This is a genomic window from Klebsiella sp. YJ (genome assembly GCF_002108615.1).
Taxonomy (GTDB): domain Bacteria; phylum Pseudomonadota; class Gammaproteobacteria; order Enterobacterales; family Enterobacteriaceae; genus Klebsiella; species Klebsiella planticola.
On sequence record NZ_MTEG01000011.1, the window covers coordinates 93,185 to 117,633 of the forward strand.

Below are 24,449 nucleotides of genomic sequence, written 5' to 3' on the forward strand. Positions count from 1 at the left end.
TCCACACTCACTTCGCCCTTCGGGGCTGTTTTTTTTACGCATAATGCACACGTGTGCAAAAAGGAGAATAAGCATGAAATCCCTGGAATCAGATGCGCTGCAGGCCCGCTATCGCCTGGCCTGCGAGCTGGCGCAAGCCGGTGCTGAACTGGCATTCGAATACTACCAGCAGCGTGACCGGCTGGCGGTAGATCATAAAGGCGACGACCTGCAGGACGTGGTTAGCGTCGCCGATAAGCGGGTCGAGGAGTTTGTTAAACAGCGCATTATCAGCGCCTTTCCGCAGGATGGTTTTCTCGGCGAGGAAAGCGGAACACAGATGCCTGACGCCCGCGTGCTGTGGGTTGTCGACCCTATCGACGGCACCAGCTGTTTTCTTAACGGCCTGCACACCTGGTGCCTGTCGATGGCCATCGTCGCCGACGGCGAACCGGTTATCGGCGTGGTGTTCGACCCCAACCATCGCGAGCTGTTCCACGCCCTGAAAGGCCAGGGCGCATGGCTCAACGATGCGCCCATCGCCCCGCATCCGGCGGCGACGGTCAAAGAGGGAGTGATGGGCGTCGGGACCTCGCACCGCGTGACGCCGGCGATCTTTCTGCCCTTTCTCGATGCGCTGCTGAGCGATGGCGGCATGTTTATCCGCAACGGCTCCGGGGCGCTGATGAGTGCCTGGGCAGCGGCAGGCAGGCTCATCGGTTACTACGAACCGCATATGAACCCATGGGACGCGCTGCCGGGGCTGGTGCTGATGCGCGAAGCCGGCGGCCTGAGCAATGACTATCTGGCGGAGGATGGGATTCGTCATGGCAACCCGCTGCTGCTGGCCAGCAAGAGGCTCTATCCACAATTAAAAACCATGCTTTGTCACCCATTACCTTAACCGTATCGGGTCAGGCTTTATCTGATTATGTACTCTACACAACGACAACATACCCTAAATAATTCGAATTACAGAAAGGCGGCAAGTGCGTGACAAATTCGTCGGGAACGAATTTGACCAGCCGAAGGCTGGCCTCCGGTGAGAGGCAAGAGCCTCTCATTAATCCCCAGCAGCTTACTCTGGTAAGTGACTGGGATGAGCGAACGCAGCCAACGCATCTGCAACTTGAAGTATGACGGGTTAAACCTCACGGACGAACCACACTAATCAGTCAGGCCTCCGACCTTCGGAGATACCATTATGTCTGGAAGAATTATCGCATTTTTTCGCGCTTCTCCGCCCAAGGCAGGCGTGCAGTTCGATGAACAACGCTTTCGCCGCGTGCGCTGGCAAACTTTTTTAGCCATGACCGTCGCCTACGTGACCTTTTACGTCTGCCGACTGTCATTTACCGTCGCCAAAAGCGCGCTCGTCGAGCTGGGTATTTCTCCTACCGAGCTGGGAATGATCGGCTCGGCGCTGTTTTTCAGCTACGCCATCGGCAAACTGGTTAATGGCTTCGTTGCCGATCATGCCAATGTGGTTCGCTATATGAGTCTCGGCCTGCTGCTGAGCGCCGGGATGAATCTGATGATGGGGATGACCAGCAATGCCCTGCTGCTGGCGGTTTTCTGGGGAATCAACGGCTGGGCGCAATCGATGGGGGTCGGTCCCTGTGCGGTATCGCTGGCACGCTGGTACGGATATAAAGAGCGCGGCACCTTTTATGGGATCTGGTCAACCGCCCACAACATCGGCGAAGCGCTGACCTACATCGTGATCGCCGCCGTCATTGCGGCCTTTGGCTGGCAAATGGGCTATTTATCAACGGCAGCGCTCGGCGCCGTCGGGGTGGCGCTGTTGCTGCTGTTTATGCGCGATTCACCGCAAAGCTGCGGCTTCCCGTCAATCAACGTGATTCGCGACGAACCGCAGGAAGAGGCGGAGGCCCGCGGCTCGGTGTTTAAAAATCAGCTGCTGGCGCTGCGCAACCCGGCCCTGTGGACGCTGGCGATGGCCTCGGCGTTTATGTATATCGACCGCTACGCGGTGAACTCGTGGGGGATCTTCTTTCTCGAGCAGGATAAAGCCTACTCTACCCTTGAAGCCTCCGGGATTATCGGGGTTAACGCCATCGCGGGTATTGCCGGCACCATTATCGCCGGCATGCTCTCCGACCGCCTCTTCCCGCGTAACCGCAGCGTGATGGCCGGGTTTATCAGCCTGCTCAACACCGCCGGCTTTGCGCTGATGCTCTGGTCGCCGCACGGCTACTACACCGACATTCTGGCGATGATTATCTTCGGCGCCACCATTGGCGCATTGACCTGCTTCCTTGGCGGACTGATTGCGGTCGATATTTCGTCGCGTAAAGCCGCGGGCGCAGCGCTCGGCACCATCGGTATCGCCAGCTACGCGGGGGCGGGACTCGGCGAGTTTCTCACCGGCATCATCATCGATAAAACGTCGATTATCGAAAATGGCAAAACGCTGTACGACTTCAGTACGCTGTCGCTGTTTTGGGTAGGCGCCGGCCTGATGTCCGCGCTATTCTGTTTTACCACCGCTGCGATTGTCGCCAGGCGACACGCGATAGAACGTCAGACCTCATTCTCGTCATAACCCTTTAACCGATAAGGAAGATTTTATGATGCCTGTACGACATCAGGTTTTGCTACGCTTGCTGTTTGCCTGCGCCCTGCCGCTGCTGGCCGCACCGGGGCATGCCGCCGCGCAGTTTGAGCTGGAAAAAGTGGTTGAACTCAGCCGCCACGGCATTCGCCCGCCGACACCGGGCAACCGGGAAGCCATCGACGCCGCGACTCAGCGTTCGTGGCCCCAGTGGGCCACCCACGACGGCGAGCTGACCGGCCATGGTTATGCCGCGGTGGTCAATAAAGGGCGCGAAGAGGGCCTGCGCTTTCGCCAGCTCGGTCTGCTGACGGCGGGCTGCCCGGCGAACGGCGAGATTTACGTTCGCGCCAGTCCCTTGCAGCGCACGCGGGCCACCGCCCAGGCGCTGGTGGACGGCGCCTTTCCCGGCTGTGGCGTAGCCATTCATCACGTCAGCGGCGACGCCGATCCGCTGTTTCAGACCGAGAAATTTGCCGCCACGCAAACCGATCCCGCCCGCCAGCTGGCGGCAGTGAAGGAAAAAGCCGGCGATCTGGCACTGCGTCGGCAGGCGCTGGCTCCGGTGATTCAGCTGCTGAAAAATGCGGTCTGCGTGCCCGGCAAGCCCTGTCCGGCGTTCGACCAGCCGTGGCAGGTCGAGCAGAGCAAAAGCGGCAAAACGTCGATTAGCGGACTGAGCGTGATGGCCAATATGGTTGAGACGCTGCGCCTGGGCTGGAGCGAAAACCTGCCTCTCAGCCAGCTGGCGTGGGGCAACATCACCCGCTCCAGCCAGATCACCGCCCTGCTGCCGCTGCTGACGGAGAACTACGATCTGAGCAACGACGTGTTTTATACCGCGCAAAAACGCGGTTCGATTCTGCTCAACGCCATGCTGGAGGGGGTAAAAGAAGGCGCCACGCCTGACGTGCGCTGGCTGCTGCTGGTGGCGCACGATACCAATATCGCCATGGTGCGTACGTTAATGGATTTTAGCTGGCAGTTGCCGGGATACAGCCGGGGCAATATCCCGCCGGGCAGCAGCCTGGTACTGGAACGCTGGCGCGATACCCATAGCGGTAAACGCTACCTGCGCGTCTACTTCCAGGCGCAAAGCCTGGACGATTTACGTCGTCTGCAAATACCGGACAGCCAGCATCCGCTGCTGCGCCAGGAGTGGCGTCAGCCAGGCTGCCAGACGACCGCCGTCGGGACCCTGTGCCCTTACCAGGCGGCGCTGACAACCCTCGGCCGGCATATCGACCCGCACTCTGCTCCGGAGGTCGATATGGTTCTGCCGTGATTGGGCAATCGTGCCCGCACGCTTGTCAGGTGGCGGCTGGCGCCTTACCTGACCTACAAAACCCGATCTGAGCCCGTCCCGAAGGCCCGGTAAGGTGTCAGCCGCCACCGGGCAATTTTACAAGGTGCACTTTACCCATAAACAGAGGGGAATAACTGCGCTTTGACTCAGGCCTTTTTCGGCGCAAACGCCCCGGCCGCCACCTGTTCCGGGGTGACCACGCCGCTATCCAGCACCCAGCCGCTAATTAACGCCGCGGGAGTGACGTCAAATGCCGGATTGTAAACGGCGGCATCTTTCGGCGCCCACTGTACCGCGCCAAAGCTGCCGGCGACGCCGGTCACTTCCGCTGCCGCCCGCTGCTCAATCGGAATCGCCTCGCCGTTCGGACAGTGGCTATCGAGTGTGGTTTGCGGTGCCGCCACGTAGAACGGAATAGCGTGATACTTCGCCAGTACCGCCAGGGAATAGGTGCCTATCTTATTCGCCACATCGCCGTTAGCTGCGATACGGTCAGCCCCGACCCATACGGCGTCAACCTGCCCTTTGGCCATCAGGCTGGCGGCCATCGAATCGGTAATCAGCCGATAAGGCACTCCCAGTTCACCCAGCTCCCAGGCGGTCAACCGACCGCCCTGCAGCAGCGGGCGCGTCTCGTCGACCCAGACGTTTTCCACCAGCCCGCGCTGATGGGCCAGCGCAATCACTCCCAGCGCCGTCCCTACGCCCGCCGTGGCCAGACCGCCGGTATTACAATGCGTCAGCAGGCGGCTGCCCGGCTTCACCAGCGCGCTTCCCGCTTCGGCGATGCTGGCGCACAGCTGTTTATCTTCTGCGATCAGGCGCAGCGCTTCCTCTTCCAGCGCCTGGGCATAGTTCTCTTCCGCCAGCGCCAGCTTCATGCGATCGAGATTATTCATCAGATTTACCGCCGTCGGGCGCGCGGCGCGCAGCGTTTCCAGCGCCTGAGCCAGTTCATCCCGGCTGAGGCCGCGCCGGGCCAGCAGCGCCAGCAGCAGACTGGCCGACAGGCCGATTAACGGCGCCCCGCGTACCCGCAGGGCGTGAATATGGTCCACCAGCAACGAAACGTTATCCGCCGCCAGCCAGCGTTTTTCCTGCGGCAATGCCTGCTGATCAAGAATAAAAAGCTGATTTTCGCTTACCCGCAGGCTGGTGGTCTGTAGTGTCTGCATATCGTTAAATCCCTGTTGCGTTGTTGTATCACATTGTGTCAGGATGAAATCCAGAAGTATAGACGTCTGAACGGCTTAATCAGAACTTTTGAGGATCGAGGCAATGTCGCAATACCATACCTTCACCCCCGGCGATGCCGTGGCATACGCACAACAATTTGGCGGCATCGATGACCCGTCGGAGCTGGTGTCCGCGCAGGAAGTGGGGGACGGTAACCTCAACCTGGTCTTTAAGATTTATGATACTCACGGCGTGAGCCGCGTTGTCGTGAAGCAGGCCCTGCCCTACGTTCGCTGCGTAGGGGAATCCTGGCCGCTGACCCTCGACCGCGCTCGTCTCGAGGCGCAAACCCTGGTGGCGCACTACCAGCACGCTCCGCAGCACACGGTGAAAATCCACCACTTCGACCCCGAGCTGGCGGTGATGGTGATGGAGGATCTTTCCGATCATCGTATCTGGCGCGGCGAGCTGATTAACAACGTTTACTATCCGCAGGCCGCCAGCCAGCTGGGAGAATATCTGGCCCAGGCGCTGTTTCATACCAGTGATTTCTACCTCCATCCGCATGAGAAAAAGGCTCAGGTCGCCCGGTTTATCAATCCGGAGATGTGCGAAATCACCGAAGACCTGTTTTTCAACGACCCGTACCAGGTTCACGAACGCAATAACTACCCGGCCGAACTGGAAGCTGAAGTGGCCGCCCTGCGTGACGACGCGTCGCTCAGGCTGGCAGTCGCATCGCTGAAACATCGCTTCTTCTCGCATGCCGAAGCATTGCTACACGGCGATATTCACAGCGGTTCCATTTTTGTTGCCGAGGACAGTTTTAAAGCCATCGATGCGGAGTTCGGCTATTTCGGCCCGATAGGTTTTGATATCGGTACCGCCATCGGCAACCTGCTGTTGAACTACTGCGGCCTGCCGGGGCATCTGGGCATTCGCGATGCGGCCGCGGCTCGCGAACAGCGTCTGCACGATATTCAGTCGCTGTGGAATACGTTTGCCGAACGCTTCCAGTCTCTGGCAGCGGAGAAAACGCGCGATGCGGCGCTGGCCTACCCCGGCTATGCCTGCGCGTTCCTGAAAAAAGTCTGGAACGACGCGATTGGCTTCTGCGGCACCGAGCTGATTCGCCGTAGCATCGGCCTGTCCCATGTCGCCGATATAGAGACGATTCAGGATGAGGCCATGCGCCACGAGTGCCTGCGCCACGCGATCGCCCTGGGTAAAGCGCTGATTGTGATTGCCGACCGTATCGATAGCGTCGAAGAGCTGGTGGCGCGAGTGCGCCAGTACAGCTAAGCGCAGCCTGTATGCCGGGTGGCGGCTTACGCCTTACCCGGCCTACGGTCCTGATACCTTATCCGACACATCGTCATGACGCCTTATCCGGCCTACACTCCTGATGCCTTATCCGGCATATCGTCCTGACGCCTTACCCCGCCTACGCTCCTGATTGTGATTGCCGACCGTATCGATAGCGTCGAAGAGCTGGTGGCGCGAGTGCGCCAGTACAGCTAAGCGCGGCCTGTATGCCGGGTGGCGGCTTACGCCTTACCCGGCCTACGGTCCTGATGCCTTATCCGGCATATCGTCCTGACGCCTTACCCCGCCTACGCTCCTGATGCCTTATCCGGAATATCGTCCTGACGCCTTACCCCGCCTACGCTCCTGACGCCTTATCCGGCATATCGTCCGGGGTTTTGTAGGCCGGGTAAGCGCAGCGCCACCCGGCAAAAAACCTACCCGAGATACTCAATCACCGACAACCCACCGTTGTAATCCGTGCTGTAGATAATCCCCTGCGCATCGACAAACACATCGCAGGACTGAATGACCTGCGGGCGACCCGGACGGGTATCCATCATTTTTGCCGGCGCGGCCGGGACCAGCGCCCCGGTCTCCACCGGGCGATAAGGGTTGGAAATATCGTAGGCGCGAACGCCCGCATTCTGGTAAGTGGCAAAAATCAGCGTTGAGCTGATAAAGCTGCCGGGGCGATTCTCATGCAGATTATGCGGACCAAAGTGCGCCCCTTTCGCCACGTAGTCGGCTTCATCCGGCTGCGGGAATGTGGCGATACTCACCGGGTTTGTCGGTTCGCGGATATCAAAAAGCCAGATCAGCTTCTCGCCATCCTGCTGATTATCAAGCACCGCTTCATCCAGCACGACCAGCAGATCCCTGTCCGGCAGCGGCAGCGCCGTATGGGTTCCGCCGCCAAACGGCGGGCTCCAGTTACGATGGCTAATCAGCTTCGGCTGAGTTCTGTCCTTCACGTCGAGCAGCGTCAGGCCACCGTCGCGCCAACTGCCGTAAGCGGTGTCCCCGGCGATAATGGCGTGATGCAACGCGTAGCGCTTGCCCTGCGGCCAGTCCGCCGTCTCCCCTGCCGCCAGGTTCATCCCCGGCAACCACCAGCGTCCGGCCACTTCCGGCTTGCGCGGATCCGCCAGATCGATAGTCAGGAAGATATAATCGCTAAAACCGTCAATCAGCGCGGAAACGTAGGCCCAACGCCCGCCAACGTACCAGATCCGATGAATGCCGATACCGCTGAGTGACAAAAAGCCAATCTCGCGCGGATGCTCCGGACGTGAAATATCAAAAATCCGCAGCCCGGCGCTCCAGCCCTTATCCTGCACGTCGCTCACCGTTTCACCCACCGAACGCGTGTAGTAAACCTTCTCGTCGGCAAAACGGGTGTCGGCAAACAGATCGCGGGCATTAATAACCAGCAGCAGATCATCATGCGCCTGCAAATGCACGTTCCAGGTCCCCGGCGGCGCGGCAATGTAGTTTACCGCTTGCGGACGCGCCGGATCGCGCACATCCACCACCGAAAAACCCTGCGACACCATATGGCCGATATACGCAAAGCCACGGTGCACCATGAGCTGGACGCCGTCCGGGCGTCCTCCCTGATCGCTATGCCCAATCAGCCGCATATTGCGGCTGTAGTCGGGGCGCGGTAATTCAATCACCTTGAGCTCCTTTTGCCGGATGGTGGCGGCGCCTTATCCGACCTGCCAGACCACAGACCCGGTAAGCGCAGCGCCAGCGGGCGTTACTTGTTTTTTGCTTCCAGCGTGGCGAACCACGGGGCGATAAAGTCTTCCGTCTGGCCCCAGCCCGGAATGATTTTACCCAGCGAGGCAACGTTAACTGCCCCCGGCTGCGCCGCCAGCAGCGCCTGCGGAATAGCCGCCGCTTTGAAGTCATAGGTTGCAGGGGTCGGTTCACCGGCAATCTTATTGGCGATCAGGCGCACGTTAGTGGCGCCGATAAGCTTCGGATCCACCGCCACGCTCACCTTCCACGGGCTGCCGGATTCACGCATCAGCTGCAGATCCTGGTTAGAAATATCAATGCTGTAGAGTTTGATTTCGCTGCGACCGTTCTCCTTCAGCGCTTTATAGGCTCCCTGGCTGAACGCATCCCAGGTTCCCCAAATCGCATCGATCTTGCCTTTCGGGTATTTAGCCAGAATCGCACCCACTTTATTGGCGGTATCGCCCTGCACGTCGGACGAGACGGCGCCAATCGACTCCAGCTCTTTAATCCCCGGGTTTTGCTTAAGCAACGTCTGGTAAGCGGCCTGGCGGCGTTCCATCGGCGGGAAGCCGGCGACCCACAGTTTGATGATGTTGGCTTTGCCGTTGAAGTCTTTCACCAGTTGGCCAAAGGAGAGCTCGGTCAGCGAAGCATCGTCCTGCTGGGTGACGGTGACGCCCGGGATCTCACCGTTGACCGCCGTATCGAATACGGCGACTTTAATTCCGGCATCCACCGCTTTTTTCACCAGCGCGGTCGAGTACGGATCGCGTCCCTGGGAGAGAATAATGCCGTCGTATTTCTGGCTAATCGCCTGGTTAACGAAGTCCTGGAATTTGGCATCATCGCCGTTGCTCAGGAAGGTGCTGATTTTAAAACCGAGCTTTTTACCCTCCTGGATGGCCCCGGAGACAAACTGGGTGGTGTTATCGTCGGATCCAAGATTGCGGATCACCGCGATACGAATCGGGCCGCTATGTTCGGCAATCGCCGCCGGGATCGGCGTCGGGGTTTCAGCAAAGGCCGCCGCAGAGTTGAACAACCCCAATGCGATGAGTGAAAGCGTTATCTTTTTCATGGTGTTTACCCTGTAAAATGTTATGTGCGGCGCTGAAAGTAGGTCAGTGCGAGCGCGCCAGCCAGCACCAGCCCTTTAATAATGTCCATGGCGTAGTACGGCACCGACAGCATCACCAGGCCGTTGGAGAGTACGCCAAGAATCACCGCCCCCACCAGCGTCCCCAGCGCGTTCGGTTTGCCGGATCCCGCCAGCGAAAAGCCAATCCACGCCGCCGCCACCGCATCCATCAGGTAGCCGCTGCCGGCATTAACCTGCGAGGAACCGATGCGCGAGGCCAGTAAAATGCCGCCCAGCCCGGCCAGCAGCGAGGCGATAACATAGGCCGCCACTTTATAGCGGGTGATGCGCAGCCCCGAGAGCCGTGCGGCCTCTGGGTTTCCGCCGATGGCGTACATTCTCCGCCCGTGCGTGGTGAACGAGAGCGCCAGCTGAGCAACCACGGTCACCACCAGCATCACGATCACAATCGTAGGCACCTGTCCCAGCGAGCCGAAGGCGGCCGGAATCACGCCTTCCGCCATGTCACCGCTCGGCAATACCATGTTCTCGGTAATCGATCCGCCGTAGCTGTAGGTCATTGCCACGCCCTGAATCACAAACAGGCTGGCGAGGGTGGCCAGCATGTCGGGAATGCGCAGTACGACAATCAAAAAAGCGTTGAACAGCCCCACCAGCGTACAGAGCGCCAGGGTGACAAGGATCGCCTCGGTAGTGCCGAAGCCGTGCCAGACAAACAGCGAAATCACCAGCGCGTTTGCCAGTGAAGCCGTGGACCCCACCGACAGGTCAAAGCCGCCAATGGTCAACGAAACAGAGACGCCAATCGCAATCACCGTCACGATGGCGATGGAGCGCAAAATGTTGATGATGTTGAACGGGTCGAGGAAGTTGTCCGAGGCGAGGCCAAAAACAGCAATCAGCGCCACCACGGTCAGCAACATGCCCCATTTATAAAGAAAATCAAAAAATCGCTGACGACCCGATGCCGTCGCGTTAACTGCCAGGGCCTTACTCACGCTGCTGCTCCTCCGGTGGAGTAATAAAGAAGTGTCTCTTCCCGGGCCTCAGCGCCCGGAATTTCTGCGACGATACGGCCGTCCCACAACACGCAAATGCGATCGCACAATCCCACCAGCTCAGAGAATTCGCCCGAGGCATAGATAATCCCCTTCCCGTCTCGCGCCAGGCCGTCGATCAGGGTGAACAGGTCGGTTTTGGCTTTCACATCGACGCCCTTGGTCGGCTCGTCGAATATCAGGACGTTGGCGTTGCCGCGCAGCCATTTGCCGATCGCCACTTTCTGCTGGTTACCGCCGGAAAGCCGGCGCAGGGTCTGGGCCGGGCCGGTGGTACGAATCCCGATCCGGGCGATCACCTCTTCCGCCCAGCGCCACGCCTGGCGATGGCCGAACAGGCTCCAGCGCGAAAAGCTGTTATCGGCGCTGACCGCCAGGTTCATGCCGATCGGTTCTTCGATAAAAATGCCCTCTTTGCGCCGCTCTTCCGGCACCAGCGCCAGCCCGCGCAGCACGGAATCTGCCGGGTCGCGAGGCCGCCACGGCTGGCTGTTCAACTCCCCGCGGGTCAGGCGGCTTTTGCTGGCGCCAAACAGCGCTTTGCACAGTTCAGTTTTTCCCGCGCCGGCCAGGCCGGCGATACCAAGAATTTCGCCTTTGCGCAGACGCAGCGAAATATCCTGCAGCAGCCCCTCATCGTGCAGACCGTCAACCTGTAACAGAATCTCTTCGCCGTGCGGCGGACGTTGCGGCGGGAAGATATCGCTCAGCTCATGGCCGAGCATCTTCTCGACGATCTGCTCGCCGCTCAGATCGTTCATCGGGCTGCTTTCAATCAGCTTGCCGTCGCGCAATACCGTCAGGGTGTCGCAAATAGCCTTCAGCTCATGAATACGGTGGGAGATGAACACCACGCCGATCCCCTGCTGTTGCAGGCGGCGCACCACCGTAAACAGGCGCTCACTTTCATGCTGATCCAACGGCGCGGTGGGTTCATCCAGAATCAAAAACCGGCAATGGTGCGACAGCGCGCGGGCCAGCAGAATCTGCTGCTTCTCCGCCAGGGTACAGCTGTCGATGGGGCGACGCACATCGAGCGTAATATCCAGCTGGGCCAGGGCCTCGCGCGCCTGCTCGCGCACTGCGCGCCAGCTAAAGCCCAGCCCCGGCTCCGCCAGACGATCCAGCATAATGTTTTCCGCAATGGACAGGCCGGGCACCAGCGCCACATCGACCTCCTGCTGCACCAGATGAATGCCCAGCTGTTTCGCATCCCGCGGCGAGCGAACGCTCACCGGCTGATTATTGATGACAATCTCGCCCTCATAATGGGCGTGCGTTCCGCACAGCACCGCCATCAGCGTCGATTTCCCCGCCCCGTTAGCACCGGTCAGCGCGTGTACCGACCCTCCCCGCAGGGTGAACGCCACATTGCTCAGCGCCCTGAAACCGGAAAAGGCCAGATTAATGTTGTTCATCTCAAGACGATTCGCTGTCATCCGCCGGGACCTTTACGATTAATATTCTGATTTAACGAATTTTTCACAGCCGACCTTGACTGACAACTGCGTAAAAGGCATAAGATAAAACGAAATAATATTAGCCATCCGGATGTCCAGACATAACATCAGGTTAGCGAAACGAAATAAGGACAGCGTTCATGAGCAACAGCGATATCCGCGTGGTACCCGGCCCGGCTAACTATTTTTCCCATAACGGCAGCCTTGCCCACCTGCACGATTTTTACAGCGACGAGCAGCTTGCCCGCGCCATCTGGATCTACGGCGAGCGCGCCATCGCCGGTGCGCAGCCCTTCCTGCCGGAGGCGTTTCATGCCGTCGGCGCCAAAAAAGTGCTGTTTAGCGGGCACTGCAGCGAAAGCGACGTCGCGCAGCTGGTCGCGGAAGCCGGAGATGACCGCGCCGTGGTGATTGGCGTCGGCGGCGGCGCGCTGCTGGATACCGCCAAGGCCGTGGCCCGGCGGCTGGGTCTGCCGGTGGTGGCCATCCCGACCATCGCCGCCACCTGCGCCGCGTGGACCCCGCTGTCGGTGTGGTACAACGACGCCGGGCAGGCGCTGCATTTTGAAATCTTTGATGACGCCAACTTCCTGGTGCTGGTGGAACCGCAAATCATCCTTAACGCGCCGGCGGAATATCTGCTGGCGGGAATCGGCGATACGCTGGCGAAATGGTATGAAGCAGTGGTGCTGGCACCGCAGCCGGAAACGCTGCCGCTGACCGTGCGTCTGGGGATTAACGGCGCGCTGGCCATTCGCGACGTTCTGCTGCAAAGCAGTGAAACCGCGCTGGCGGATCAACAGCGCGGCGAACTGTCGCAGGCGTTCCGCGATGTGACGGATGCCATTATCGCCGGCGGCGGGATGGTCGGCGGCTTAGGTGAGCGCTATACCCGCGTCGCCGCCGCCCATGCGGTGCATAACGGCCTGACGATCCTGCCGCAGACTGATAAATTCCTTCATGGCACCAAGGTTGCCTACGGCATTCTGGTGCAAAGCGCCCTGCTGGGTCAGGACGACGTGCTGGCCCAGTTGATCAACGCCTGGCAGCGTTTCAACCTGCCCACCACCCTGGCGGAACTTGACGTGGATATCCACAACCGCGACGAACTGGAGCGGGTCATTGCCCATACCCTGCGTCCGGTGGAGTCGATCCACTTCCTGCCGGTGGAACTGACGCCGCAAAGCCTGGCCGCCGCGTTTGAGAAAGTGGAAAACTTCCGCAGACAGGTGCATTGACGGACAGGAATCTCGCTCTATACCTAATGATGCATCTCCCACTCACAGTACGAGGTCATCATGCAGATCGAGTTAACGGGTAAAAGAGCGTTGGTTACCGGCGCCAGTCGCGGAATTGGCCGCGCCATTGCGCTGTCGCTGGCGCAGGCGGGCGCCGATGTGGTTATCACTTATGAAAAATCCGCCGATAAAGCACAGGCGGTTGCCGACGAGATTGTGGCACTCGGCCGCCGCGGCGCGGCGATTCAGGCCGACAGCGCGAACGCCCAGGCGATTCAGCAGGCCGTCACGCGCACGGTCGAGACCCTGGGTGGGCTGGATATTCTGGTAAATAACGCCGGGATTGCCCGCGGCGGCCCGCTGGAGTCGCTGTCGCTGGAAGATATCGACGCGCTGATCAACGTCAATATCCGTGGCGTGGTGATCGCCATCCAGGCAGCGCTGCCGCATCTACCCGCAGGAGGGCGCATTATTAATATCGGCAGTTGCCTCGCCAACCGCGTCGCCTCGCCGGGCATCGCGGTCTACGCCATGACCAAATCTGCGCTCAACTCGCTGACCCGTGGCCTCGCCCGCGATCTCGGGCCGCGCGGTATTACCGTAAACCTGGTGCATCCCGGGCCGACCGATAGCGATATGAACCCGGCGAACGGGGAGCAGGCCGACTCGCAGCGTCAGCTTATTGCCGTCGGACATTACGGTCAGCCGGATGACGTTGCCGCCGCAGTGACCTTTCTGGCCAGCCCGGCGGCCGGACAAATCTCCGGCACCGGTCTGGATGTTGATGGGGGACTTAATGCCTGAAGGAAGGGCTTAACAACATTTCGCGCCGCCTTTTCCGCCGTAGCGTGCATCCTGTCGCTCGCGGAAGAACTCTTCATAGGTCATCGGCGTTTGCTCAGGATGCGTCTGGCGAATATGCTCGACATAATTATCGTAATCGGGCACGCCAATCATCATTTTCGCCGCCTGACCCAGATACTTCCCGGCTTTCGAAAGGGTATCAAACATAGTGCTCTCTCATGGTCCCCCTTTCCGGCATGCGGAAAGGGGGTGGGGTTTAATGTGCGCGCTTCGCCTGAGCCGCCATCGGCTGTGCAGCGGTAGGTAACGCCTCATAAGGCGTCTCTTTCGCCGTCGGTTTGTCCTCTTTCAACGCCGCCAGCGCGGTTTTGATGGAGAAGAACGCCAGCACCACCACGACCACCATAAAGAAGATGGTTAATCCCGCATCCAGCCGGTTGTTAAAGACCAGCTGCGCCAGCTGTGATTCGGTGTACTGGGCAGGAATATTGCCGCTATCGATCATCGCCTGGAACTTATTGGCAATCGCCAGGAAGCCGACTTTGGTATCCGGACTGAACGACTTTTGCCAGCCGGCGGTCAGGGTACAAATCAACAGCCAGGCCGTCGGCAGCAGCGCGACCCAGGCATAGCGTTCGCGCTTCATTTTAAACAGTACCACCGCACACAGCATCAATGCCATCCCCGCCAGCATCTGGTTAGCGATACCAAACAGCGGCCACAGCGTGTTAATGCCGCCGAGCGGGTCAACAACCCCTTGATGCAGGAAGTATCCCCATGCCAGCACGCAAAGCCCGGTTGCCAGCAGGTTGGCCGGCAGCGAGTTGGTTTTCTTCAGGCCCGGGCTGAGCACGCCCAGTAAATCCTGCAGCATAAAGCGCGCCGCACGGGTGCCCGCATCTACCGCCGTCAGGATGAACAGGGCTTCAAACAGAATGGCGAAGTGGTACCAGAAGGCGACATCCATCAGACCGCCCAACGAACCGTGCAGGATGTAGGCCATCCCCACCGCCAGCGTCGGTGCGCCGCCGGCTCGCGAGATGATCGACTGCTCACCCACTTCGCTGGCTATCTGGCGCAGCGTGTCCGGCGTAATGCTAAAGCCCCAGCTGCTGACCACCTGCGCGGCAGAGGCCACCACATCGGTGGTGCCAGCCGGCGCCAGCACCGCCATCGGGCTGTTCATCGCAAAGTAGACGCCCGGATCGATAACGCAGGCCGCCACCAGCGCCATGATGGCGACAAAGGACTCCATCAGCATACCGCCATAGCCGATAAAGCAGGCCTGGCCCTCATTCGCCAGCATCTTAGGCGTGGTTCCGGATGAAATCAGCGCATGGAAGCCGGAGACCGCACCGCAGGCGATGGTGATAAACAGGAACGGGAACATGCTGCCGGACCACACCGGGCCGGTGCCGTCAATAAATTTGGTCAGCGCCGGCATGGTCAGCGTCGGGCGCATAATCAGAATACCAATCGCCAGCCCGACGATGGTGCCGATTTTCAGGAAGGTCGACAGGTAATCACGCGGCGCCAGCAGCAGCCACACCGGAAGAACGGCGGCAATAAAACCATAGCCCACCAGAATCCAGGTCAGCTGTACGCCGGTATAATCAAACCACGGCGCCCAGGTCGGGCTTTCCGCCACCCATCCACCGGAAACAATCGCGAACACCAGCATCACCAGGCCAATCACCGACACTTCGCCGATGCGTCCCGGACGCAGGTAGCGAATGTAGATCCCCATAAAGATCGCCAGCGGAATAGTGAAGGCCACGGTATAGGTGCCCCACGGGCTGTGGGTCAACGCTTTCACCACAATCATCGCCAGTACGGCGAGGATAATCACCATAATCATAAAGCAGGCCACCAGCGCCAGCACTCCGGCGGTTGGCCCCATCTCTTCTTTCACCAGCTCACCGAGAGAACGCCCGTCGCGGCGCGTAGAGACGAACAGCACCATAAAGTCCTGCACCGCGCCGGCCAGCACCACCCCGGCGAGGATCCAGATCATCCCCGGCAGATAGCCCATCTGCGCCGCCAGCACCGGTCCTACCAGCGGCCCCGCACCGGCAATCGCCGCAAAATGATGACCGAACAGCACTTTTTTATCGGTCGGGACATAATCAAGGCCGTCGTTATGCCGTACGGCGGGGGTCATGCGCGTCGGGTCAACCGCCAGCACATTTTTGGCGATGTAGAGACCGTAGAAACGATAGGCGATCAGATAAATGCAGACTGCCGCGACGACAATCCATAACGCATTAATCTGTTCACCTCGGTTTAAGGCGATGTAGCCGAGGGCAAAGGCTCCGACAACCGAGAGCAATGTCCAGATGAGGTATTTCCCTGAATGATTCATCGTTGCGTTCCACCGGTAAGGTAATCAGGATGTTACATTTTGTTTCTAGAACACAACGCCGGGTTTAACAACATTGAAACCGTACAGATGTCGTACAAAGACAGGGATTTATCTCACATTGCTAGCGAGATCACTTCTGGGGGGAAAATGGAATGTATCGTCAGCAAGAAAGCGCTACATGATACGTGGTCAGACAACCCCCGGATCGCGGCGTAAACGCCTGCTCCAGGCAACCTTAGTGCACCGACCCGTCGCCCGGCTAAGCATAGAGCCAGCCGGGAAAACAGGGAGCTTAGCCCGGGTCCCGTAGCCCCGGTAAGCGCAGCGCCACCGGGGAGTCGGCCGCAGAGTATTGCCACACGGAGGACGCTCCCGGAGATGGAATATTGCGCCTCCCAGGCGACAAAACCACAGACGGTTGTTAATCCGTAGCCCGGCTAAGGCGTTCACGCCGCCAGCCGGGAAAGCAGAGCGCTTAGCCCGGGTCCCGTAGCCCCGGTAAGCGCAGCGCCACCGGGGAGTCGGCCGCAGAGTATTGCCACACGGAGGCCGCTCCCGGAGATGAAATATTGTGCCTTCCCCAGGCGACAAAACCACAGACGGTTGTTAATCCGTAGCCCGGTTACGGCGTTCACGCCGCCAGCCGGGAAAGCAGAGCGCTTAGCCCGGGTCCCGTAGCCCCGGTAAGCGCAGCGCCACCGGGGAGTCGGCCGCAGAGTATTGCCACACGGAGGCCGCTCCCGGAGATGAAATATTGTGCCTTCCCCAGGCGACAAAACCACAGACGGTTGTTAATCCATAGCCCGGCTAAGGCGTTCACGCCGCCAGCCGGGAGCAGAGCGCCTCAGCCGAGGACCGCGGTCCCCAGGCGGCAGGTACAGCAGCGGCGGCCCCGCTCGTCAAACACCGCAATCTCCCAACTCTGGTTCTGACGCCCGAGGTGCAGAGGGCGACACTCGCCGCGCACGCGACCGCTCGAGACCGCCCGATGGTGGGTTGCATTCAGCTCGGTCCCCACCACGCACTGCCCCTCTTCGGTCATCAGCCAGCCGGCCATCGACCCCAGCGTCTCCGCCAGCGCCGCGGAGGCGCCGCCGTGCAGCAGACCAAACGGTTGATGCGTACGCGCATCAACCGGCATACTCGCCTCCAGCAGCCCTTCTTCCAGCCGGGTGTAGACAATCCCCAGGTGAGCAACCATCGTATTCTCGCTGGTGGCATTAAGCGCCTCCAGCGTCAGCTGACGTTTCCAGGCCATTTACGCCCCCAGCGTCGAGCCGCCGTCCACCACGATATCCTGCAGCGTGATATGACTGGCGTGATCGGAAGCGAGGAACAGAATCGTGTTGGCAATCTCCTGCGGACGCGCAATTTTACCCAGCGGGATCCCGAGCTTAAACTGCTCGCCGAAACCGCGGATACGGCGCTGCTCGGCATCCTCACTCACCCACAGCGTGCGCTGCATATCGGTGTCGGTGGAGCCCGGCGAAACCAGGTTGCAGCGTACGCCGCTGCCCGCCAGCTCGAGGCCCACGGTCAGCGCCAGACTTTTCAGCGCCGCCTTTGAGGCGCCGTAGGCGCTCATGCCGATGCGCGGCGTATGTGCGGCATCGGAGGCAACGGTGACAATGGCCCCGCCCTGCTGGCGACGGAACTGGCCCATCGTCTGCTGGAACAGGTTAAACGCGCCGCCGACGTTGACGGCGAAAGTCTGCTGCCATGCCTCCAGACTCAGCTCATCGGTCGCACCCATGCGCAGAATCCCCGCGGCGTTAACCAGCACATCCAGCCGATCGATGCCTTTCAGCAGATGCCCGCACACCTCGGCCACCTGCTGCGCATTGGCAACATCCAGGGTGTGGGTGGCAAACGGATAGTCATCCCCCTCAAAAGCGAGATCGAAACCGCTCACCCGGGCGCCGGCTTCAACAAACGCCAGCGCCGTTGCATAACCAATCCCTTTACCGGCGCCGGTGACCCAAACGGTTTGCCCCTGAAAATCCAGCGCGGCCATTATTTCACCTCACGGGAGAGCAGCGCCCACCAGGCGTCAATGGTCGGGTTTTTCGCCAACATCACGAAGTCAATATCGCCGTGCACTTTGCGCCAGCGGGCGGCCAGCGCCATCATACGTACCGAGTCCAGACCGTAGTCGATCAGATTTTCGTCATCCATAGGCTCGTCGGATTCATCGAGCAGCGGCAGCACCAGCGCACGCAGCGCCGTTTTTGATGCCGGCAGCGGCAGCAGCTCTTCGGTCATCACTACGCGGCCACTACGACCGGCAACATATTTCAGCGACATCAGATGTTCTTCACGGCTAAAGTCAGCCAGCGCATCGGCGACGAAGAACGGCTTAATATCGCGCATAAAGGCGTCGGTAGCGGTAGTCATACAGCCGATATGGGCATAGACGCCGGTGATAATCAGCTGATCGCGGCCGCTCTCTTTGAGCATCTCTTCCAGCGGCGAGCGGTGAAACGCACTGTAGCGCCACTTCACCAGTACGGTGTCGTGTTCATCCGGCGCCAGCGCGGCAATCACGCGCTGCTGCTCCGGCGAACGGGTCAGGCCCGGCCCCCACATATCATTAAGCAGGGCGCGATCTTCATCGCTTTGCTCTTTCGGTTGCGCGGTGTAAAACACCGGAATGTTATTCTGTTTGCAGAAATCACGCAGCGCGGCAATATTGGCAACGACTTTCGCCATCATAGCGCTGTCTTCGCCCCAGAAGTTGAGGAAATATTCCTGCATATCGTGGATCAGCAGCGCAGCGCGGGATGGCTCAAAAGCCCAGTTCACTTTGTTCGCCGGGATGTCGCTGGCTTCCGGCAGCGTGTAAGCCTGTAATTTCGGGATGGCCATTCTCTCTTCTCCTTCAGCCCGGCTCGCGTGAAGCCAGCCACTGGCGTAATTGTTTTTTATCGACTTTGCCCACCGGCGTCAGCGGCAGCGCATCCAGGCACTCCACACGGTCCGGCAGTTTAAATTCCGCGACGCCCTGTTCGCGCAGGAAACGGCGTACCGCTACCGCACGCAGCGGCTCTTTCACCACCAGATACGCGCAGCTTTTCTCGCCCAGCAGGCTATCTTCCATGCTGACCAGCGCGGCATGGATCACCGCCGGATGGCGCAGCAGCAGGTTTTCAACTTCCTCCGCCGCGATCTTCTCGCCGCCGCGGTTGATCTGATCTTTTTCACGCCCCTGCACGGTGATGTACCCGTCTTCGTCGATCGAGATCAGATCGCCGGAACAGTAAAAACCGTCGGCATCAAACGCTTCGGCGTTATGCTGTGGACTTTTGTAGTAGCCGCGGAAGGTGTATGGACCCCGGGTCATCAGACGTCCCACCTCGCCACGTGGTAGCGGGTTGCCGTCGGCATCTGCCACCCAGACCTCATCGTCCGGGCACATCGGGCAACCCTGGGTATTGATGATGCGCTCCGGGCTGTCGTTGAGGCGGGTGTAGTTCACCAGCCCTTCCGCCATGCCGAAGACCTGCTGAAGCTGGCAGCCAATCTCCGCCGGAATCCGCGCCGCCAGCGTTGCCGACAGGCGCGCGCCGCCAACCTGCAGCAGCGTCAGCGAACGCAGCTGCTCATTCCCGGCCCCTTCGCGGATCGCCTGTAGCCACAGGCTGACCGCCGGCGGTACCAGTGAAGCGACGTTAATCTGATGTTGTTCAATCAGCGGGAAGCAGAGCGTCGCGCTCGGATCGGCGGCCAGAATCACCCGACCACCGGCGAGAAACACGCCGAGGGAACCCGGCGAGCTCATCGCGTAGTTGTGGGCGGCGGGCAGCGCGTTGAGGTAGCGGGTTTCCGCGCTGATGCCGCAAATTTCGTTACTGCGACGGATGCTGTAGTCGTAGTCGTTATGGGTGCGAGGTATCAGCTTCGGCGTCCCGGTACTGCCGCCGGAGAGCTGGAAAAAGGCCACTTCATCGGCAGGTGTCGGATTCGCGATAAAGTTCTCCGCCGGCCGCGCGATCGCCGCCGCCAGATCGTATTCACCGCAATCGTTGCGCAGCAGCACAACCCGTACTGACGCATGCTGCTCAACAAAGCCATTCAGGAAATGATCATCGGCAAACAGCGCATGCTCGCGATCGGCAATCAGCAGCGCGGGCTCAATTTGCGTCGCGTAGGCATTCAGCTCGCTGCGCTGATGGCTGAACAACGCATTCACCGGCGCCACCCCGATACGCAGCAGCGCAAACAGGGTGATGTAGAATTCGGCGACGTTGCCCAGCTGCACCAGCGCGGTTTCGCCGCGCTTTAGCCCCAGACGCTGGAGCGACGAGGCCAGGTTATCCACCTGCTGATTGAACTGACGATAGCTGTGCTGCTTATCACCGTCGATAATGGCGATGGCGTCGCTGTCGGCGTGACGGGTAATCAGGTTGGTTAGCGGCAAATCCTGCCAGTAGCCCTTTTCGCGGTAGCGGGCGGCAAAACTTTCCGGCCAGCGGTTAAATGCAATCATCATTGCCTCTTAATTCAAGCCAAACACATTCAGCATGGTCGTCAGTTTGACGCCGGTTTCACGCCACTCTCCCAGCGGAGAGGAGGCCGGAACAATCCCCGCGCCGGCAAACAGACGCAGCGTACGCTGATGCAGGCGAGCGCAGCGAATCGTCACCACCCATTCGCCGTTACCTTCGTCATCGCACCAGCCAACAATGCCGCCAAACAGCTGGCGGTCGAACGGTTCAAGCTCGGCAATCAGTCGTTTCGCCACCTGATGTGGGAAACCGCTCAGAGCCGGGGTAGGATGCAGCAGGCAGGCCAGCGACATCGCGTTCTCCTGCGCCAGCGCGGTACCTTCAATCGGCGTCGCCAGGTGCCATAGCGTTGGCGTGGTGACCAGCTGTGGGGAATCCGGCAGCGACAGTTCACGGCAGCGCGGCGTCAGCACCGCCTTCATCGCCTGGGTCACCAGTTCGTGCTCGTGGCGATCTTTTCCGGAAGCCAGTAGCTTGTTACCCGCTTCGCGATCCAGTACGTCATCCGGCTGGCGGCGGGCCGAGCCGGCCAGCGGCAGGGAGCTGAAATGATCGCCCTCTTTGCGCAGCAGCAGCTCCGGGCTGGCGCCCAGCAGCACGCCGCCGTCGGAGAGCGGCACGTGGAAGTTAAAGCTGGCAGGGTTCTGCGCGATCAGACGCTCGAGCAGCGCGCCGCTGTCCACGCGCTCGCGGGTGGTAATATCGATCAGGCGTGACAGGACAACCTTGTCCACTTCCGGCGTCGCGGTCAGCCCGGCGGCCCGCTCAACCATCGCCATAAACGCATCCTGTTGAGGAATCTCCTGACGCTCCACGACATCCATTGGCGTCTGGGCGGTGAAGTAGCGCGCCGACTGCTGTTTACCGGTGCGGGAGAAATTCTCCCAGCTCTCTGGAATAAACAGTTCGGAAGGCTGGTTGGTATCAAACGGGATAGCGCCGACCATCACCGGCTTACGGATCCCGGCAGCCTTCGCGTCAGTGAACGCGGCCGCCATATTCCGCTGAAACTCCCCATCAAGCAGCGCGCCATCGGCGGCAGAGTGGGAAAAACGGCTAAAACAGCCCGCGGTACGAAAACTGCGGTACGGCGACATAAAGAAGAAGCTTTCCGGCAACAGGGTCATTTTTTGTTCCTGTACATCCTCGGCCAGTGACGTTTCCATATCATCCTCCAAAAACGATAAAGATATTACGAATAATTATCATTTATATTTTGGTTGGCTAACCTAAAAGGTATTGCCTGCCATGTCAACCGTACAAACGGCATGTTGTGCGACTTAGGCTTGCATCCGCGCACGACAAAGTTGAAAATGAGACGCATTTATCCCAACTGAATCAGGATGCGAATTCGTGAATTTGTCCACATTATGTCGCCGTACCCTGCTGGCCTGCGGGCTGGTGCTTTTAGGAATTACCTCAGCTCTGGCAGCCGACTGGCCTCGTCAGGTCACCGATAGCCGCGGCGCACATACGCTGGAAAGCAAACCCCTGCGCATCGTCTCCACCAGTGTCACCCTCACCGGATCCTTACTGGCGATTGACGCGCCGGTGGTCGCCAGCGGCGCAACCACGCCGAACAACCGCGTGGCCGACGATCGGGGATTTCTGCGTCAGTGGAGCGCCGTCGCGAAAGAACGTAAGCTCGCGCGCCTGTACATCGGCGAACCCAGCGCCGAGGCCGTAGCCGCACAAATGCCGGATCTGATTCTGATTAGCGCTACCGGCGGGGATTCCGCCCTCGCGCTGTATGACCAGCTCTCCACCATCGCTCCAACGCTTATCATTAATTACGATGACAAAAGCTGGCAGGCGCTGTTGACCGAACTGGGGCACATCACCGGCCAGGAAAAACAGGCGACCGCGCGTATTGCTGAATTTGATAAGCAGCTCGCCACCCTGAAGCAACAGATGAAACTCCCGCCGCAGCCGGTCAGCGCGCTGGTCTATACCGCCGCCGCCCACAGCGCCAACCTGTGGACGCCGGAATCCGCTCAAGGTCAGATGCTTGAACAGCTGGGCTTTAAACTGGCGACCTTACCCGCCGGTCTGCATGCCAGCCAGAGCCAGGGGAAACGCCATGACATTATCCAGCTGGGCGGCGAAAATTTAGCCGCAGGCCTCAATGGCAACAGCCTGTTCCTGTTCGCCGGTGACGGAAAAGATGCCGATGCGATTTACGCCAACCCACTGCTGGCGCACCTCCCGGCGGTAGAGAACAAGCGCGTCTATCCGCTCGGTACAGAAACATTCCGTCTCGATTACTACAGCGCCATGCTGGTACTGCAGCGTCTCGCCACCCTCTTCGGCTAACCTTCAGGCCCGGCAGGCGCTGCGCCCTGCCGCCAATCATCGCTCTGTGGCCCGGATAAGGCGTTGACGCCGCTATCCGGGCTAGCGGTTTCAGACCTCGCTGACCGTTTCAGGACGCTGGAAACGACGCAGCTCCCCCAGCAGCCCAATCAGAATTACGCCGACAATCACCAGCACCCAACCGCTGGCGCTCGCCGACGCGACCGGCGTCATTATCGCCCCCAGCCCACCCAGCAACGCGGCGCCAATGGCATCGCCAGTAACGTTCTGCGCGGTCCACAGACCGTTAATCCGCCCGAGCATCGCTTCCGGCGTCTGGGTCTGAATCAGGGTGTACTGCAACAGCGAGCTGATCGCGCTCAGCCAGCCAAACAGCGCCAGACACAGCGCGCCCAATGCCCAGAACGGCATCAGGCTAAATAGCGCGATGGCCACAAATGAGCCGACCGTCGTCATCAGCATCAGAGCGCCCGGTTTTGCCGTTTGCGCCAGCTGACCGCTGGTCAACGCCCCAAGCGCTGCCCCCAGCGGAATAGCGGCATATAGCAAGCCAATCTGCGAGGCCGACATCCGCCAGCCGTCGGCCAGCGCCGGATAAAGCACCCGTACCGCGCTTGCCATCGTCAGCAGACCGCCCAGCAGAGCAATTCCGCCAATCAGCGGGCTGTTGAAGAGGAACTTCAGCCCCGCCAGCAGCGACTTCAGCGGGTGTTCCCGCGGCTGCGGTGGCGGCGGTAGCAGCGGCAAGCGCAGCAGGGTCAGGGTGGTGATAAAGGTGCCCGCCGCCGCCAGGCCATAGTTCCAGGCCACGCCGCCGGTGGCCAGCAGCAGACCGCCGATCATCGGCGAAATCACCGATCCCAGGCGCACCGTCAGCATGGTGATCGCCCCGGCCTGCATCAGGTTTTCACGCCCGACCAGCGCCGGCGTCGCCGCCAGCAGCGCCGTCACGCCCAGCGAAGCAAAAAAACCGTCCCAGATACCCAGCAGATAGATAGCGATGAGCGACGGTTCAGGCAGCAGCGCGTTGAGGCACAGACCGACAAACCCCACGCCGCAGGTTCCCCGCGCCAGCAGAATCAAACGTTTCCGCTCATAGCGATCCGCCAGCACGCCGCCGACCATCAGGCCAACAAACATTGAGCAGCCGGTCAACGTGACCGAGAGCCCGACCTGCCAGGTGGAGTGGGTCATCATCTGGATTTGTACCGGAATCGCCACGCCCAGCAGGCCAAGCGACAGGATCGAGATAAAACGGGCGATAAAGACGGCGCGAAACGCCGGATGGGTTTGCAGCAGACTGAGGTTCAGCAGCCGGGATTGTCGGTTCATTACAGCGCCTTGTTATTATTTTCCATCAACGCGCGATCGTTCAGGCAGCGTACTTATTGGCTGCACTTCCTTAACCCGGTCATACGGTTAGCGATACTTCCAGGCAAGCGTGCGTTTGCCGCCGCGATGCATTCTGAATGATTTTGCGTATACCATTCTTGTGGGCCGCCATGCTAACATAACTGAAT

General features: G+C 60.1%; 20 protein-coding genes. 7 read left to right on the forward strand and 13 right to left on the reverse strand.

Translation table 11 applies throughout. The features are described 5' to 3' along the window. Positions 1-73: 73 nt before the first annotated feature. The 3 genes from BV390_RS12930 to BV390_RS12940 all read left to right on the forward strand — a co-directional run bounded on the left by BV390_RS12930 (position 74) and on the right by BV390_RS12940 (position 3,839). Positions 74-883, forward strand: coding sequence for an inositol monophosphatase family protein (locus BV390_RS12930; RefSeq protein WP_046852957.1), 810 nt, complete (start codon positions 74-76; stop codon positions 881-883). 300 nt (positions 884-1,183) lie between these two features. Then, positions 1,184-2,545, forward strand: a complete 1,362-nt coding sequence (locus BV390_RS12935) for an MFS transporter (protein WP_032688929.1) — start codon at positions 1,184-1,186, stop codon at positions 2,543-2,545. A 25-nt stretch (positions 2,546-2,570) separates the two neighbouring features. Then, the gene (locus BV390_RS12940; RefSeq protein ID WP_085397004.1) at positions 2,571-3,839 is read left to right on the forward strand and encodes a histidine-type phosphatase; all 1,269 of its coding nucleotides are present in this window, start codon (positions 2,571-2,573) and stop codon (positions 3,837-3,839) included. A 167-nt stretch (positions 3,840-4,006) separates the two neighbouring features. Here the strand turns inward: BV390_RS12940 and mtnA are convergent, their stop codons facing one another. Further along, on the reverse strand, positions 4,007-5,035 hold the full coding sequence (gene mtnA, locus BV390_RS12945; protein ID WP_032688931.1) for an S-methyl-5-thioribose-1-phosphate isomerase: 1,029 nt from the start codon (positions 5,033-5,035) through the stop codon (positions 4,007-4,009). Between the two features lie 103 nt (positions 5,036-5,138). On the opposite strand from mtnA, the gene mtnK reads away from it, so the two are divergent. Continuing rightward, the gene (mtnK, locus tag BV390_RS12950; RefSeq protein WP_032688932.1) at positions 5,139-6,338 is read left to right on the forward strand and encodes an S-methyl-5-thioribose kinase; all 1,200 of its coding nucleotides are present in this window, start codon (positions 5,139-5,141) and stop codon (positions 6,336-6,338) included. Positions 6,339-6,778: 440 nt separating this feature from the next. On the opposite strand, the gene BV390_RS12955 is transcribed toward mtnK, so the two are convergent. From BV390_RS12955 to BV390_RS12970, 4 genes are all read right to left on the reverse strand, one after another. After that, positions 6,779-8,020 carry an LVIVD repeat-containing protein gene (locus BV390_RS12955; RefSeq protein WP_047664355.1) on the reverse strand — a complete coding sequence of 414 codons (1,242 nt, stop codon included), beginning with the start codon at positions 8,018-8,020 and terminating at the stop codon, positions 6,779-6,781. An 83-nt stretch (positions 8,021-8,103) separates the two neighbouring features. After that, the gene (locus BV390_RS12960) at positions 8,104-9,168 is read right to left on the reverse strand and encodes a sugar ABC transporter substrate-binding protein (protein ID WP_032688934.1); all 1,065 of its coding nucleotides are present in this window, start codon (positions 9,166-9,168) and stop codon (positions 8,104-8,106) included. Between the two features lie 20 nt (positions 9,169-9,188). Further along, complete coding sequence (locus BV390_RS12965) at positions 9,189-10,187, reverse strand: ABC transporter permease (RefSeq protein WP_032688935.1); 999 nt, start codon at positions 10,185-10,187, stop codon at positions 9,189-9,191. Further along, positions 10,184-11,686: a sugar ABC transporter ATP-binding protein gene (locus tag BV390_RS12970; protein ID WP_032696426.1), complete on the reverse strand. Its 1,503-nt coding sequence runs from the start codon at positions 11,684-11,686 to the stop codon at positions 10,184-10,186. Before BV390_RS12970 ends, BV390_RS12965 begins: the two co-directional genes overlap by 4 nt. A 161-nt stretch (positions 11,687-11,847) precedes the next feature. Between BV390_RS12970 and BV390_RS12975 the strand changes: the two genes are divergently transcribed. Further along, positions 11,848-12,945 carry an oxidoreductase gene (locus tag BV390_RS12975; protein ID WP_004859384.1) on the forward strand — a complete coding sequence of 366 codons (1,098 nt, stop codon included), beginning with the start codon at positions 11,848-11,850 and terminating at the stop codon, positions 12,943-12,945. 60 nt (positions 12,946-13,005) lie between these two features. Continuing rightward, positions 13,006-13,749, forward strand: a complete 744-nt coding sequence (locus BV390_RS12980) for an SDR family NAD(P)-dependent oxidoreductase (protein WP_032688938.1) — start codon at positions 13,006-13,008, stop codon at positions 13,747-13,749. Positions 13,750-13,758: 9 nt separating this feature from the next. On the opposite strand, the gene BV390_RS12985 is transcribed toward BV390_RS12980, so the two are convergent. The 7 genes from BV390_RS12985 to entC all read right to left on the reverse strand — a co-directional run bounded on the left by BV390_RS12985 (position 13,759) and on the right by entC (position 21,782). Beyond that, a complete protein-coding gene (locus BV390_RS12985) occupies positions 13,759-13,956 on the reverse strand; it encodes a YbdD/YjiX family protein (protein WP_032688939.1) in 198 nt (65 codons plus the stop codon). Between the two features lie 49 nt (positions 13,957-14,005). Further along, positions 14,006-16,111, reverse strand: coding sequence for a pyruvate/proton symporter CstA (cstA, locus tag BV390_RS12990; RefSeq protein WP_032688941.1), 2,106 nt, complete (start codon positions 16,109-16,111; stop codon positions 14,006-14,008). A gap of 844 nt (positions 16,112-16,955) precedes the next feature. After that, complete coding sequence (gene entH / locus BV390_RS12995; RefSeq protein ID WP_032688942.1) at positions 16,956-17,369, reverse strand: proofreading thioesterase EntH; 414 nt, start codon at positions 17,367-17,369, stop codon at positions 16,956-16,958. Next, entirely contained in the window at positions 17,370-18,125 is a 756-nt protein-coding gene (gene entA / locus BV390_RS13000; RefSeq protein ID WP_046852961.1) for a 2,3-dihydro-2,3-dihydroxybenzoate dehydrogenase EntA, read from the reverse strand. After that, entirely contained in the window at positions 18,125-18,976 is an 852-nt protein-coding gene (gene entB / locus BV390_RS13005; protein ID WP_032688945.1) for an enterobactin biosynthesis bifunctional isochorismatase/aryl carrier protein EntB, read from the reverse strand. The genes entA and entB overlap by 1 nt, the downstream gene beginning before the upstream one ends. A gap of 13 nt (positions 18,977-18,989) precedes the next feature. Then, on the reverse strand, positions 18,990-20,597 hold the full coding sequence (entE, locus tag BV390_RS13010) for a (2,3-dihydroxybenzoyl)adenylate synthase EntE (protein ID WP_085397005.1): 1,608 nt from the start codon (positions 20,595-20,597) through the stop codon (positions 18,990-18,992). Positions 20,598-20,606: 9 nt separating this feature from the next. After that, positions 20,607-21,782 carry an isochorismate synthase EntC gene (gene entC, locus BV390_RS13015; protein ID WP_032688948.1) on the reverse strand — a complete coding sequence of 392 codons (1,176 nt, stop codon included), beginning with the start codon at positions 21,780-21,782 and terminating at the stop codon, positions 20,607-20,609. Positions 21,783-21,969: 187 nt separating this feature from the next. On the opposite strand from entC, the gene fepB reads away from it, so the two are divergent. Beyond that, complete coding sequence (gene fepB, locus BV390_RS13020; RefSeq protein WP_032688949.1) at positions 21,970-22,929, forward strand: Fe2+-enterobactin ABC transporter substrate-binding protein; 960 nt, start codon at positions 21,970-21,972, stop codon at positions 22,927-22,929. 90 nt (positions 22,930-23,019) lie between these two features. On the opposite strand, the gene entS is transcribed toward fepB, so the two are convergent. Next, complete coding sequence (gene entS / locus BV390_RS13025; RefSeq protein WP_032688951.1) at positions 23,020-24,261, reverse strand: enterobactin transporter EntS; 1,242 nt, start codon at positions 24,259-24,261, stop codon at positions 23,020-23,022. Positions 24,262-24,449 lie beyond the last annotated feature (188 nt).

What these genes read in the sequence shown, in the direction of transcription:
- BV390_RS12980 (WP_032688938.1), top strand. Translation starts at nt 13,006, where the DNA reads ATGCAGATCGAGTTAACGGGTAAAAGAGCGTTGGTTACCGGCGCCAGT.
- mtnA (WP_032688931.1), bottom strand. Translation starts at nt 5,035, where the DNA reads ATGCAGACACTACAGACCACCAGCCTGCGGGTAAGCGAAAATCAGCTT.
- BV390_RS12960 (WP_032688934.1), bottom strand. Translation starts at nt 9,168, where the DNA reads ATGAAAAAGATAACGCTTTCACTCATCGCATTGGGGTTGTTCAACTCT.
- entS (WP_032688951.1), bottom strand. Translation starts at nt 24,261, where the DNA reads ATGAACCGACAATCCCGGCTGCTGAACCTCAGTCTGCTGCAAACCCAT.
- mtnK (WP_032688932.1), top strand. Translation starts at nt 5,139, where the DNA reads ATGTCGCAATACCATACCTTCACCCCCGGCGATGCCGTGGCATACGCA.
- BV390_RS12940 (WP_085397004.1), top strand. Translation starts at nt 2,571, where the DNA reads ATGATGCCTGTACGACATCAGGTTTTGCTACGCTTGCTGTTTGCCTGC.
- entA (WP_046852961.1), bottom strand. Translation starts at nt 18,125, where the DNA reads ATGGCCGCGCTGGATTTTCAGGGGCAAACCGTTTGGGTCACCGGCGCC.
- cstA (WP_032688941.1), bottom strand. Translation starts at nt 16,111, where the DNA reads ATGAATCATTCAGGGAAATACCTCATCTGGACATTGCTCTCGGTTGTC.
- BV390_RS12930 (WP_046852957.1), top strand. Translation starts at nt 74, where the DNA reads ATGAAATCCCTGGAATCAGATGCGCTGCAGGCCCGCTATCGCCTGGCC.
- BV390_RS12985 (WP_032688939.1), bottom strand. Translation starts at nt 13,956, where the DNA reads ATGTTTGATACCCTTTCGAAAGCCGGGAAGTATCTGGGTCAGGCGGCG.
- entC (WP_032688948.1), bottom strand. Translation starts at nt 21,782, where the DNA reads ATGGAAACGTCACTGGCCGAGGATGTACAGGAACAAAAAATGACCCTG.
- entE (WP_085397005.1), bottom strand. Translation starts at nt 20,597, where the DNA reads ATGATTGCATTTAACCGCTGGCCGGAAAGTTTTGCCGCCCGCTACCGC.
- entH (WP_032688942.1), bottom strand. Translation starts at nt 17,369, where the DNA reads ATGGCCTGGAAACGTCAGCTGACGCTGGAGGCGCTTAATGCCACCAGC.
- BV390_RS12935 (WP_032688929.1), top strand. Translation starts at nt 1,184, where the DNA reads ATGTCTGGAAGAATTATCGCATTTTTTCGCGCTTCTCCGCCCAAGGCA.
- entB (WP_032688945.1), bottom strand. Translation starts at nt 18,976, where the DNA reads ATGGCCATCCCGAAATTACAGGCTTACACGCTGCCGGAAGCCAGCGAC.
- BV390_RS12970 (WP_032696426.1), bottom strand. Translation starts at nt 11,686, where the DNA reads ATGACAGCGAATCGTCTTGAGATGAACAACATTAATCTGGCCTTTTCC.
- BV390_RS12975 (WP_004859384.1), top strand. Translation starts at nt 11,848, where the DNA reads ATGAGCAACAGCGATATCCGCGTGGTACCCGGCCCGGCTAACTATTTT.